The sequence below is a fragment of the Vibrio methylphosphonaticus genome, from assembly GCF_023634655.1.
GTDB lineage: Bacteria > Pseudomonadota > Gammaproteobacteria > Enterobacterales > Vibrionaceae > Vibrio > Vibrio methylphosphonaticus.
In genome coordinates this window covers 98,148-111,637 of sequence record NZ_JAMKMS010000007.1, presented here as the reverse complement: position 1 = coordinate 111,637, position 13,490 = coordinate 98,148, and the positions used below count along the sequence as shown (strand labels likewise).

The window sequence follows — 13,490 nt, the reverse complement described above, 5'->3', positions numbered from 1 at the left end:
CCACTCACTTATCCTGTTTAGTTGCTAATGGTTCGTTTAGTTGCTCAATCGTAATTCCATGCTGAGTCGCATTGTACAACCAAGTATGGAATTGCTCTAAAAGCTGGCTGTTTTCAGCTTCAAGCCGCGCAATGGTTCGTTTGCGTGCTTCCAATTGGTCAGCCGCAGCCTTCAAACTAGATGGTAAGTGTCGATTACGAGCAGCAACAGCCTTAGGAGAGTTGCCTGAAACAAGCGCTTTAACCTCGGTAAAAGCATTCTTTATACGAGGCTGTTTCTGCAATGTCTGCCTAGTGGTATTGAGCCTGTAATCATGTGCAACAGCATCTACCAACCTATCCCATGTCAGCTTGGAGTCCACAGGCCAGTCATCTAAAAGTTCACATACGTTACTAATGTCTTTGTCTGTTAAGTGTTTAGCCACAACAATCAGTCCTCGAAAAAATCCATACAATCCATATCATCCAAAGCCTCGAACAATTCGTCATCTGTTGCCTCAGGGATACTCTCAACACCAATCAATTCATCAACCGTAACCTTCTGAGCTTGAGTCGCCTTGATTCGTTGAAAGTTTTCTATTTTCGGCAAACGCTTTTTGCCATTGGCATCCATGGCTCGATCCAGTTGAGTTACATCCTCGACATTAAGGAGCCTAATGAGAGAGCCATCTTCGATACTTGGATCTTCCATCATGGTAAGCAGTTGCTCACAGCGCTCTGTAGTCAGTTTCCTTCGCTCATAAAACTGTGTAGCCCCCTGCACACCATCATCAACCGCTCTTTTGTCCATCTGGAGCAGCCTCTTTTCGTCTTTTAGGCGCTGACGAATACGCTCACATTTGCCGTCATCTCCCTTTTCACAAACTTGCTTGTCGCAGTTGACACAGTCGCGATATTTCGTGCAAGGCTCTGCCATGTATGACGTCACACACATACCAAACTCATTCGTATGCGCTGTCAAAGCAGCCTTAGTGTTCAGTTCTTGTAGTGTTCGTGGGGTCGCAACCTGCACCTGAATTTGCGTCGTCCCTGTTGTTGGGTTCTCCACCAAATTCTGCGAAACAAGTTCTGCTTCTCTGTCTTCAATAAAGTCAGCACCATACTCCTCAGGAGTTGTATGGTCATACCAACGATTATGTCTCGGATCACTACGCATAGCCCAATTAGCCCGTTGCTCACCATCCAACCCATTCACTGCCCCCAAAGTGTCGAGCAAGTGCCGAATCTGGTGTGAGGTTATGACAAAGTCTCCATGTCCCCAACGTTGAAAAATCGACAGGTTTCCGGTGGATAGCTCTCCTGTTGACCTGTTTTTTTTACTCGTTGGTGCAAGATCTTCATTCAACGTAGTGATGGTGGGAACAAATAACTCTGTAGGATTAATTGACTTTTTACTGTCAAAGCTATTTCGAAACCCTGCGTACAAAGACTCAGACCACCTAACTTTTACATGTCCACCACCATTTCGAAATGGAATGTATGGAAAACCTTCAGGAAGGTCATTTCGAAGTATTAAATTCAAATCTCGAAGCGTAATTCGATAATCTTCTCGCAAGATTCCCTTACGATCCAATAACTGATTTTTAGCAGATTGCCATTTTTTACGATTTTTAGTGACAGATAAGTCGCCATATTTTGATAAATCATACCCAAGTGCCATTGCCGCCTCATCCGTCGTCAAGAGCTGGTCTTCTGGCACATCAGGACAAAGTTCATGGCGGGGGAAGTTTGAAGTATCTTCTAGCATCTTTGCAAACTTTCGTGCTGTTTCTGACTGTGCTTGTAAACGCTCTACAGCAGCACCCACAACGCCATACATACACGTAGGAATCCACTTGTGTGCGTGTCCAAACCCCTTACCTGAGTACCACTTTATTCCTTTAATCTGGATGGTCGCAGCAAGGTCTAGCTCTTCATCGGCAGTATCCTGAAGATCTTCGGTGACATCACCAGAGTTTTCAATTACGACCCCCTCGTCAGACCCAAAAACAATATCGTTTTCTTTTTGGTACTTAAGGATTTCCTTCACATCATCCTTGGTAAAACCATCCATTTTAAGCACCTCCCAAACTTTTAACTCATCGGTGTGAATAGGATCGGAAAGCAGGTATAGCGGCTCAGAACCACGGTTTGGAGCAGCCAACAACAAGGTCATAGTAGAAGTCGTAAAGATGTCCCTAGGGCTTAAGTCTTCGAATTTTTGTGCGTTAACAGAAGCTAGTGCTAATAATGCATTCTCGTCAGGCATTTTGTCTTGCCTTCTCTGATCTGCATCATCGCCAATTGCGTTATCAGCAATCTTTTTAAGTCCGCTTTTCCACTTAACTGAAGATAGTAATTTGTATTCCACCAAAAACTTGAGAAGCAAGTTCAAGCCCCGTCCCGCGTTATAGCGCGTGGCCTCACTCAAATTCTCTTTGATGGCCTTCTCTGCACCATTAAAATCTTGGGCTGTAAGTTTAGTGACATCAATATCCTCTCCTTCATGGAGCTTCAACCAGCTTGCATTAATTGCACGTAATGCTTGGAAGTTAGTATTCCTTGTTGATGACTCTCCCCCACAATAGGTTATATAGGCTTTCGCGAATGGTATGAAAGACTTATCTAACAAATCTTCGGGCTTTTTTTTCCGGCTATTCGCACCGAAAACAGCAAAGTTGCCCACACCACCCCAATAGTGACTGTCATAGTCATACTTGTTGTTAAGAGGAGCAATTTGACGACCTAACTCAATAAAATCAGATAAGTTTTTTTCATGGTCAAGCTCATGTCGAGGCTTAAAAATCAGTACATCAGCCATGATTATGCTCCTTACACAATTGAATTACTTGGCATACCGCTAGAATGGCACGGTCATTGATAGTAACAATTTGCATATCATCATTCGTATCAACCTTTAATCGCTCCCGCTCTTCGACTAGCCACTCAAGGATAAGGTGGTGCGGAGCATGTGCCCATGGGCGAAATTTAGGGCACAAATAGCAAGCGATAGGTGCATAATCTTGGCAAAAACTGTTTGTACCACAGGAGCCAACATCGCAGTCTTTTTCTCGACAAGGAATACGTGCCGCACCTGCGTTTTCTGCATTGGCTTCATCCTCACCTTCAACCAGTTTCCCTGCAAACGCTGAAGCATAACGAGCCAGTGGTTGGTTCATGATTTTGGAGATATGAACGGCATGTTCAGGGGCGTTAGCAACATATACTTTTACATTTTGCGTATCAGAATGGTCGAGCAAATTAGCAATTGTTAACGTACCAGCTCCCTCCCTAGCTGCGCGAGTGCCTAGGGTATAGCGAAAACGGTAGCCCGTTGACTTCAAAGGTTCACCAGTTCGCTCACTGATGATTTTCAGCTTTTTAACCGCGCTGTTGAGCTTATTGGTCAGGTTGCTTGTTTTGATATGTGGTAGCTCGGATTTTAAATAGTCCATTAACGAGTTGGGGGCCATCGATTGAACTTCCTTAATGGTCCCAACATCGATAAACAGTGGCAGCTCACCTTTTTCTTCAAGTGTCATCTTACGACCAAGGGCGTCTTCCACTTTAGCTGCCTGCTCATTGATATGTAGCTCAATAACCTGTGCTACCGAGTTAACTAAAGCATAAGGTTTTAGTTTACTTCGGAACTTCCCTCCACGAACTTTTGCTTTAGGGATCAGTACCACATACATTGGAGCATCCGTATATTTGGACGAATAAGAAAAGTCTCTGCACTTTATGGATGCAATTTGGGTAGCACGGCGACCCGACGCTTTAAACATCGATAGGCAAGCATATTCATCAATTCTCAACTCACCCTCGGCATACCGATGAGCAGCATGTAAACCAATAGCTTCAAACTCTAAATCACTAAATGGCCCAGTTTCAGGGTCAAGGGTCAGGACTGCAACCCCTTTATCATTGCCACCTAAACGCCATTTGTCTGTCAGCTTAAAGACCGCATCATCGATATGTTTATCCAGCCCTAGAAACCGCATCTGTCTGAGCATTCCTCTTACGACCGAAACCTTGTACCACTCGTTCTTAGGTAGCCCGTTTTTAAAGGAAGCAAACCCCTGCTCAGTTAAGTTATTTTGACCTGTAACCGTTTGATAAAGCTTAAGGTGTGTCGCTATGTTAGCCGTGTGTTTTGCTGATGATGTCTCAGCATAAAACACCAATGCTTCTCGAATATCTTCTTGTAACGGATGGACAAAAGAGTCCAAAAAGTCTACCGCTACAGTCACATCCCGATTAAGTGTCCACCTGCTAGATAAATAATCAAACTCAAAGCCATTGTGTGACATTGAGATCGTCACCTTGCTATCGTTAGCAAGACCAGAATTCGTAAAATCTTGATTCAATTTATTATTCCCCAGTCCAGAGATCTTCATCGCGCTGCTGAACGATTGAGCTTATATTGGTTGAGTCTTCTTCTTGCATCTCTAATGCCATATCCATTGCACGTTTGTCATCAAAGCGCTTGGAGTAGCGTTGTGCCATCTTTGAACCGTCTGACCACCCCATCAACTTTCGCCTATCAAATTCTGATTTCGCTTCCGTTGTTTGGCCTGCCGCAATGCGTTTATCCGCAAAGCGACTAAACCTATCATTCCATGTATGACGAGCCGCATGAGGGTGAACCCTAAAGCCAACTACCTCAGAAATCTCACGGAAAATTTTATTTACCTGAGCCAAGGACAAAGCGGTATTGGTTTGTATTTTATGGTGATGGGTAACGAACAAATACTCGATGTGTTCAGAGCCAGTGGCATTTGGGCGGTGATAGATAAGGTAATTTTCATACATATCTACTAAACGTTTATCCATTGGAACAAATCGCCCTAGCGTCTTTGCTTCAGGTCTGTGTTTACGTTTGTCCCCCTTGTCCGTTCTAGAGCGGATCATCAAGAAGTGGCGACCATCTTTGTTACGCCTTCTGACATCTGATTGATTGTTGTCTGTTCTCACTCTAACTTTGAGCAACTCCCCATGCCGACAACCAGTACCAAAAAACATATTTACGATGAGTTGATTTCTATATCGAACCGATTCCGATTTCCAAGGGTTTTCTGACGAGTCAGGGTGAACAACATCAAGCACTCGGATTTCTTCAATTGGCTCTAGAGATCGCCAATCCCCCCAGTCAAGAGCTTCATCACTGGTGCCAAATTTGTTTCCTCTAATTTTTTTTAGCTCAAACTCCGCAGTGGAGTCTTCAAAAGGAAATAACTCTTCTTCCAGCCAGCCAATAAACTGTGCAAACACAGTTAATCGGTTGTATGTCGTGTGTGGCGAGATGTCGCCCTCTGGGTTGACGACTATATTAGCTCTCGCCGTTTCAACTTTATTTTTCTTGATACTCACAACATTAAAAGATTTATGTCTGGCCACCATCTCGCGGAATGATGCGACTTTAAACCCTGAGTGTTTCTTGATGTTCTCAAACTCTTTCTTTGTCAAAAAATCGCCAGTCTTGCATCGTTCAATTAAGTCGATTTTTTCAAACAGACAGATTTCTTCTAGAAAGCAAAGATGCTCAAAAACACGATAGCAGGTGTTACTTGCTTTAGACTCATTTCGGTAATGCAGGGTCACGAAGAGGTTGTGGTAAGGCAACGGCATACCATTCTCATCTAAGAGGATTGAGTAGCTCTCACCACTCGACATTTGAAACTTTCTTATATTCATTCTCATCCTTAAACCAATAAAACGTTACAAAAACACAAGGTAACACCAAAGCTGAATATAAATATAAAAAAAGTTTACAGAAGTTGCAACACTCACTGTAAACTTTCTCTCACAAACCCTTGTTATTATTGACTCAAATCATCAAACTTAACAAAACTAGGTCTCAGGTAACCGTCAGAACGGGATATCGTCATCAAAATCCATTGGCGGTTCATTGTACTGTGGCTGCTGTTGCGCTGGCTTTTGCTGTGCTGGCTGCTGTTGAGCCGACTGCTGTTGAACCGGCTGTTGTGGCTGACCCCAACCTTGCTGAGGCTGTTGAGATTGCTGCTGCATACCACCTTGGTTCATGCCGCCTTGGTTCATGCCGCCTTGCTGCATTGGAGCACCGCCACCTTGACGACCACCAAGCATTTGCATCACGCCATTAAAGCCTTGTACAACCACTTCCGTTGTATAACGGTCTTGACCACTTTGATCTTGCCATTTACGAGTCTGTAGTTGACCTTCAATATAAACTTGAGAGCCTTTACGCAAATATTCACCAGCAACTTCAGCCAGCTTGCCAAACAAAGCAACACGGTGCCACTCTGTTTTTTCACGCTGCTCGCCCGTTGCTTTATCTCGCCAAGATTCTGACGTTGCGATTGTGATATTCGCTACCGCACCACCGTTTGGCATGTAACGAATTTCTGGGTCGTTACCTAAGTTACCCACTAGAATGACTTTGTTTACTCCACGGCTTGCCATGTTTTGCTCCGTAACCACAATAGATATTTTAAATTTAGCACAATAGGATAACACGATACTTCATTTCGACAACAGCGCTTAATGAATCAATCCAATGATAGGGATCACGCTCTAATTCTTGAACTGAGCACCATCGCAGACAACATAAGATTTATATCAATTACTTAGATTTTTTAACTGAGTCTCAAATGTATCCATCCGGTCTAGAACCTAACCTCAATACTCGTCAGCATGCATAAAAACTATCGGACTAAATCACTCTTATGAGAAAAAATAGCTACAAACGCATCATTCAGCATGTGGCACTAAGCACGAGCTCGCCTGATCCTCTTGTGGAACAACTTTCCAAGTTAAGTATTAACGCCATCGATGTTATTCAACCTGAAGCACTGATGGTCGCGCGAGATAAGGTGCGTAACCGAATACTATTGTTTGATTACCAAGCCTCGCTAGACATGTTTCAGCAAGTACTTAACCTGCCTTTAGTGAGCAAGCACTTCGAAACCATCTTAATCAACGTTCCTCACCGACTCACCACGGAAACCATTCTACGCTACGGCAACATCAAAGGCCTATTTTATAGCCATGAATCGCCGGAAAAGATCGTCAAAGGTTTTGATGAAATTATTAATGGTAAAAACTGGCTGCCTAGGGACGTATCGAGTCAATTATTGCATCACTATCGACACGTTGTGTCCGCCAATACCTCTCCAGCGGTGGTTGATCTAACCGCTCGCGAAATCGATATTCTGCGCAGTTTGCAGTCAGGGGCGACAAATATGCAAATGGCTGAAGATCTATTTATTACTGAATCCACTGTAAAATCGCATCTGTATCAGATATTTAGAAAGCTATCGGTTAAAAATAGATTGCAAGCTATCGCATGGGCTAATCAACACTTACTTTCTTAATGAATAAAAGTGTCTCATAACAAAGTATCGAATAATCAATGATAAAAGACGCACCTATCACGCTTGGGATAAGGCTGTTATCTGGATTTAATTAGCGGTAGACTATCAGCAGAAAATTCGTCAGTAACGCAAACTAAAGATTATAAAGATAAAGGGTTTTATCATGATTAAAAAGTGCCTATTCCCAGCGGCTGGGTATGGAACTCGCTTTCTTCCAGCAACCAAGTCGATGCCAAAAGAAATGATGCCAGTAGTAAACAAGCCATTGATTGAATACGGTGTCGAAGAGGCCATTCAAGCAGGTATGGATGGAATGTGCATTGTGACGGGTCGTGGTAAACACTCGATCATGGATCACTTTGATAAGAACTACGAACTAGAACATCAAATTAGTGGCACCAATAAAGAAGAACTATTGGTTGATATCCGCGATATCATCGATTCCGCGCAATTTACGTATGTTCGCCAACGTGAAATGAAGGGACTTGGTCATGCTATCTTAACCGGTCGTGAATTGGTCGGTGACGAACCGTTTGCTGTCGTGCTAGCTGATGACCTTTGCGTCAACGAAGAGCAAGGCGTACTCGCTCAAATGGTGGCACTATACAAACAGTTCCGCTGTTCAATTGTGGCTGTTCAAGAGGTTCCAGAAAATGAAACGCACAAATACGGTGTGATTTCTGGTGAAATGATCAAAGACGACCTTTTCCGCGTTGACGACATGGTAGAAAAGCCAGAACCAGGTTCCGCGCCGAGTAACCTTGCCATCATCGGGCGTTATATCCTGACTCCTGATATCTTTGAGCTCATTGAGCAAACAGAGCCAGGCAAAGGCGGCGAGATTCAAATTACCGATGCGTTGCTTAAACAAGCAAAATCAGGTTGTGTTCTTGCGTATAAATTCAAAGGCCAGCGTTTTGATTGTGGTAGTGTTGAAGGCTACATTGAAGCAACAAACTATTGCTTTGAAAATCTTTATCTAAAAGATGAAAAAGCATCTGAGCTAGGTAAGCACGCGACAAAGAAAGCCTAAATTACGCTCAACTACCACATTCTATCAACGCCACTTTCTCGTAGAAATGTGGCGTTTTTATTTCCCACTTACCCATTATTTTGACCTGTTTTTTTATCCAGTATTTCTTTGCACAAACTTCACACTATGTAATACTTATCGCACTACGTATTACATGAGTGGCAACAATGGATAAGATCGAAGTTAGGGGTGCTCGGACCCATAACCTAAAAAACGTCAGTCTCACGATTCCTCGCGACAAACTCACCGTGATTACCGGCCTTTCTGGTTCAGGTAAGTCCTCATTAGCATTCGATACCCTTTATGCAGAAGGGCAAAGGCGCTATGTGGAATCATTATCGGCTTACGCTAGACAGTTCTTATCTTTAATGGAAAAGCCTGACGTCGACCATATTGAGGGGCTATCGCCCGCGATTTCCATTGAGCAAAAATCCACCTCTCATAACCCACGTTCAACCGTCGGCACCATTACTGAGGTCTACGATTACCTGCGTCTTCTTTACGCACGTGTCGGTGAACCCCGTTGCCCCGAGCACAAAACACCATTGGCTGCACAAACCGTTAGCCAGATGGTCGACAAAGTACTTGAGCTGCCGGAAGGCTCTAAAATGATGCTGCTTGCTCCTATCGTTAAAGAGCGAAAAGGTGAACATGTCAAAACACTAGAAAACCTCGCCGCCCAAGGATTTATTCGCGCAAGAATTGATGGCGAAACCTGCGATCTTTCCGATCCACCAACACTTGAGCTGCATAAAAAGCACACCATTGAAGTCGTCGTCGACCGCTTTAAAGTGCGTGATAATCTTCAGCAAAGGCTGGCTGAGTCCTTTGAAACGGCATTAGAACTCTCTGGCGGCATTGTTGCGGTGGGTTGGATGGATGATGCCGAAAAAGAAGACATCATATTTTCGGCTAACTTTGCCTGTCCGTATTGTGGCTATAGCCTGCAAGAGCTCGAACCACGACTGTTTTCTTTTAATAACCCTGCAGGCGCTTGCCACACGTGTGATGGGCTTGGCGTACAACAGTACTTCGACCCGGCTCGCGTAATCCAAGATGAAACCATCAGTATTGCCGAAGGGGCAATACGAGGCTGGGATCAAAAGAACTACTATTACTTCCAAATGCTGTCGTCATTAGCGAAGCATTACGACTTTGACTTATTCGCGCCCTTCAAATCCTTACCCAAGAAAATTAAGGATGTGGTACTAAAAGGCTCTGGTCGCACAGAAATTGAATTTAATTATGTTAATGACCGTGGTGACATCCGAGTTAAACGTCATCCCTTTGAAGGGATCCTCAATACGCTTGAGCGTCGCTACCGTGACACCGAATCCAACTCAGTTCGTGAAGATTTAACCAAGTATATTTCCACGAAATCGTGCTCATCGTGTGGTGGTACTCGCTTAAAAGAAGAAGCTCGAAACGTCTTTATCCAAGACACGACTCTGCCTGAAATTGTCGAAATGAGTATCAGCGACTCAATGGAATTTTTCCGCTCTTTAGCCTTAGAGGGTCAACGAGCACAGATTGCTGATAAAGTCATGAAAGAGATCAATGACCGATTGCAGTTCTTGATTAACGTTGGGCTTAATTACTTAAATTTATCGCGCAGTGCCGAGACACTCTCCGGTGGTGAAGCGCAGCGAATTCGACTCGCAAGCCAAATCGGTGCTGGACTGGTTGGTGTGATGTACGTACTGGATGAGCCATCTATCGGTCTGCACCAGCGAGACAATGAGCGATTGCTTGATACCCTGATTCACTTACGAGATTTAGGCAACACCGTACTGGTCGTTGAGCATGATGAAGATGCCATTCGTACCGCAGATCATGTCATTGATATTGGCCCTGGTGCTGGCGTCCACGGTGGGTCTATCGTGGCAGAAGGGACAATTGATGACATTCTGGCATCAGAGGCATCGTTGACTGGCCAATATCTAAGTGGAAAGCGTGAAATATCCATACCAAAACAACGTACGCCTGTTGATCCAAAAAAAGTCGTCACCTTATCCGGTGCGACGGGCAATAACCTGAAGAATGTGGATTTAACTATCCCGGTTGGCTTATTTACCTGTATTACTGGCGTATCAGGTTCGGGCAAATCCACCCTTATCAATGACACCTTCTTTAAAATTGCTCATACGCAACTTAACGGAGCGACCACTGCAGAGCCTTCACCTTATAAGAAGATTGAAGGTTTGGAGCACTTCGATAAAGTTATCGATATTGATCAAAGCCCAATAGGCCGAACGCCACGCTCTAACCCTGCGACCTATACTGGTATATTTACGCCGATTCGTGAACTCTTTGCGGGAACTCAAGAGTCTCGTTCTCGTGGCTATAAACCGGGACGCTTTAGTTTTAACGTCCGAGGCGGCCGCTGTGAAGCGTGCCAAGGTGATGGGGTCATTAAAGTTGAAATGCACTTCCTACCCGATGTTTATGTCCCTTGTGATGTGTGTAAAGGTAAGCGCTATAATCGTGAAACACTCGAGATCCGCTACAAAGGCAAGACGATAGACGAAGTGCTGCAAATGACGGTCGAAGATGCTCGTGCCTACTTTGATCCTGTACCCGTTATCGCACGAAAACTGCAAACACTGATGGACGTTGGATTATCTTACATTCGCCTAGGCCAAGCGGCGACAACGCTGTCAGGCGGTGAAGCGCAACGCGTCAAACTGGCTCGAGAGCTTTCTAAACGAGATACGGGAAAAACACTCTATATTTTGGATGAGCCAACCACTGGTTTGCACTTCCATGATATTGAGTTGCTGCTTTCTGTCCTTCACCGCTTACGCGATCATGGCAACAGCGTGGTGGTGATTGAACATAACTTGGATGTCGTTAAAACGGCTGACTGGGTGATTGATTTAGGGCCTGAAGGCGGTCAAGGCGGTGGCGAAATTATTGCAGAAGGCACACCCGAAGACGTGGCAAAAGTCGACGGATCACACACCGCTAGATTCTTAAAGCCCATGCTGACCACTAAAGCTAAGTAATACGTATGCGCCTTGCAGGTAGCCTTCATACTTGCGAGGCGATTTATACTTCTAAGAAGTCTCATGGCTTCTTAGCGTAAAGTTGCGGGCTTAAAGCTAGGTTAGTTATTAAAAACTATGCTAAAAAGGTAAATTAGTCCCTATTACCTTGAGTGCCTACCCTGTCAGGTACTCATTTTTCCTTAGATATAGTGAATCGACATCAACGATGGCAACCACATTTATTAATGGCACTGAGTTAAGCGCAAGTCTCACTCGTCCACCGTTAAACCGAAAGTTCCTTACAGTGATGGCACTGCTCTATCTCGTCGCCATGCATTTTTTCTGGCCTAACCCCGGTGGAGTGGGTTTGGCGCTGTCGTTTAACAATACGGCGTGGATAGCATTTAGTCTGGCGTTTGCCATTGGTTTATACCAAATGGGCAGCAACCAGTACTTACGATTTAGCAAACTTACCATTGGCTTGCTGATATCGTGCGTTTTTTTAACTCTGCCGCTGATTTATAGTCAACCAGATTTTGCCAATGTATTACCACGCTTCATTACCCTATGGAGCGGCTTTTTCTTTTTTGTATTACTGCAACAATTTCAATTCACTAATAAGCAGAAGCAGCGTCTCCTTTGGTTGGTCGTCCTCGCCTGCTTGATCGAAGCACTGATTGGCTACATCCAACTTTTTTACTTAACCAGTGATAATATTTTCGGCTACGACAGCAAGCTAAACCGCCCTTATGGTATCTTTCAGCAACCCAATGTCATGGCCAGTTTCCTTGCCACTGGCTTAGTCATATCAGGGTACTTATTAGCCCGTCAAAAGCATAAATACCATCGCCGTATTAGTGATGTCTCACTATTGTACATCACACCCGTTATCCTGATTCCACTCATCATTTCGTTAGCGTCCAGAACCGGTTGGTTAGGCGCCAGTATTGGGGTGCTTTGCCTAGTTCCTTATTTGTATCGCCACTCGACTCGTAAACGCTTTCGAGGTTGGACTCTCGCTAACTTAACCGGTGTTGCACTGGGTATGCTGTTAGCCTTTTCTGGGCAGAGCAATCAAACGCTCATGGAAGATAAAGCGCAACTGCACGACATCCGCTCAACGCTATTTAGTCAATCCATTGATATGTTGATTGAAAAACCACTCACCGGGTATGGGCTGGGTAAATTTGAATCACAGTACATGCTGTATACCGCGCGTCAACATCAGCTTAATGACCGATTTGAGCCAGGCCTCCCTGCACTCGATCACCCACATAATGAATTACTTTACTGGGGAGTTGAGGGCGGCATCGTCACGATTTTGGGTATATTATTAGCGGCGGGGTTTGTTTTGAGCCGCATCTATACCTCCAAGCCAGGTACCCGACTAGCGATCTTCGCCCTTTTTATTCCGATCGTGCTGCACACCCAGCTTGAATACCCTTTTTATCACTCTTTGATTCACTGGATAACGTTTATCGCTCTAATATACTGGGTGGATCAACGGGGTTCACAACTCAAGCAAACATCCTTCTCTCAAATCACAAAAACGTTGCTGCGCGCGATGTCTCTTGTCATTCCGATAATAACCACGGCGTATATGGGCGCGGCTCTGCATACTAACTATGTGCTGACTAAATTTGAACAAACCACGCCAACTGATCCTGATATTCTTCAACAAGTGAGTAATCCAGTGGTGTGGAAAGACCGATACGACTGGGACGTTTACAGCACCTACCTAAAAATAGGCTTAAGCAGTCAGCAACCAGAGCATATTCAGCCATATATAGATTGGTCTGTAGACATCATAAAACGCAAGCCACGACCGGCGTTTTATCAAAATTTGATTCTAGCGTATTACGCGATTGGGGATAGTAGCCGAGCTATACAGGTCCTCACTGAGGCTGAGTATTTATTTCCAAACGAGACCTTTACGACTGAGCACTCACTCAGAAACCGTCCTGAAGTCTCTTCTGCCGCAGTAGAGGATTAACGTGCTAATAAATAGACGTTAGTTTTGCCACATCGCTGTTCGCGCGAACAGCGGTCACGGTTTAGAACCCTGAATCACCGCTCTTAAACAAGCCACTGTTTTTTACTAGCCTTGCCGAAAAGACCGCTTTCTCATACCGGTCTT

General features: G+C 44.5%; 9 protein-coding genes. 4 read left to right on the top strand and 5 right to left on the bottom strand.

Features of this window, described 5'->3' with window-relative positions; translation table 11 throughout:
* Window positions 1-4: 4 nt before the first annotated feature.
* From M9196_RS10225 to M9196_RS10205, 5 genes are all read right to left on the bottom strand, one after another.
* Complete coding sequence (locus M9196_RS10225) at window positions 5-424, bottom strand: hypothetical protein (RefSeq protein ID WP_250617442.1); 420 nt, start codon at window positions 422-424, stop codon at window positions 5-7.
* 5 nt (window positions 425-429) lie between these two features.
* Window positions 430-2,799 carry an integrase gene (locus M9196_RS10220; protein WP_250617441.1) on the bottom strand — a complete coding sequence of 790 codons (2,370 nt, stop codon included), beginning with the start codon at window positions 2,797-2,799 and terminating at the stop codon, window positions 430-432.
* Entirely contained in the window at window positions 2,792-4,345 is a 1,554-nt protein-coding gene (locus M9196_RS10215; protein ID WP_250617440.1) for a site-specific integrase, read from the bottom strand. The genes M9196_RS10220 and M9196_RS10215 overlap by 8 nt, the downstream gene beginning before the upstream one ends.
* Window positions 4,346-4,349: 4 nt before the next feature.
* Window positions 4,350-5,672: a tyrosine-type recombinase/integrase gene (locus M9196_RS10210; protein WP_250617439.1), complete on the bottom strand. Its 1,323-nt coding sequence runs from the start codon at window positions 5,670-5,672 to the stop codon at window positions 4,350-4,352.
* A gap of 174 nt (window positions 5,673-5,846) precedes the next feature.
* Entirely contained in the window at window positions 5,847-6,422 is a 576-nt protein-coding gene (locus tag M9196_RS10205) for a single-stranded DNA-binding protein (protein WP_250617438.1), read from the bottom strand.
* 263 nt (window positions 6,423-6,685) lie between these two features.
* Between M9196_RS10205 and M9196_RS10200 the strand changes: the two genes are divergently transcribed.
* The 4 genes from M9196_RS10200 (at window position 6,686) to M9196_RS10185 (ending at window position 13,346) form a co-directional block, all read left to right on the top strand.
* Window positions 6,686-7,333, top strand: coding sequence for a LuxR C-terminal-related transcriptional regulator (locus M9196_RS10200; protein ID WP_250617437.1), 648 nt, complete (start codon window positions 6,686-6,688; stop codon window positions 7,331-7,333).
* A 163-nt stretch (window positions 7,334-7,496) separates the two neighbouring features.
* Window positions 7,497-8,366, top strand: a complete 870-nt coding sequence (gene galU, locus M9196_RS10195) for a UTP--glucose-1-phosphate uridylyltransferase GalU (protein ID WP_250617436.1) — start codon at window positions 7,497-7,499, stop codon at window positions 8,364-8,366.
* Window positions 8,367-8,533: 167 nt separating this feature from the next.
* Window positions 8,534-11,371 carry an excinuclease ABC subunit UvrA gene (uvrA, locus tag M9196_RS10190; RefSeq protein WP_250617435.1) on the top strand — a complete coding sequence of 946 codons (2,838 nt, stop codon included), beginning with the start codon at window positions 8,534-8,536 and terminating at the stop codon, window positions 11,369-11,371.
* A gap of 208 nt (window positions 11,372-11,579) precedes the next feature.
* Window positions 11,580-13,346, top strand: a complete 1,767-nt coding sequence (locus tag M9196_RS10185) for a PglL family O-oligosaccharyltransferase (RefSeq protein WP_250617434.1) — start codon at window positions 11,580-11,582, stop codon at window positions 13,344-13,346.
* Window positions 13,347-13,490 lie beyond the last annotated feature (144 nt).

Coding starts and splice junctions, on each gene's coding strand:
- M9196_RS10220 (WP_250617441.1), bottom strand. CDS start 2,799: ATGGCTGATGTACTGATTTTTAAGCCTCGACATGAGCTTGACCATGAA.
- M9196_RS10210 (WP_250617439.1), bottom strand. CDS start 5,672: ATGAATATAAGAAAGTTTCAAATGTCGAGTGGTGAGAGCTACTCAATC.
- M9196_RS10205 (WP_250617438.1), bottom strand. CDS start 6,422: ATGGCAAGCCGTGGAGTAAACAAAGTCATTCTAGTGGGTAACTTAGGT.
- M9196_RS10200 (WP_250617437.1), top strand. CDS start 6,686: ATGAGAAAAAATAGCTACAAACGCATCATTCAGCATGTGGCACTAAGC.
- galU (WP_250617436.1), top strand. CDS start 7,497: ATGATTAAAAAGTGCCTATTCCCAGCGGCTGGGTATGGAACTCGCTTT.
- uvrA (WP_250617435.1), top strand. CDS start 8,534: ATGGATAAGATCGAAGTTAGGGGTGCTCGGACCCATAACCTAAAAAAC.
- M9196_RS10185 (WP_250617434.1), top strand. CDS start 11,580: ATGGCAACCACATTTATTAATGGCACTGAGTTAAGCGCAAGTCTCACT.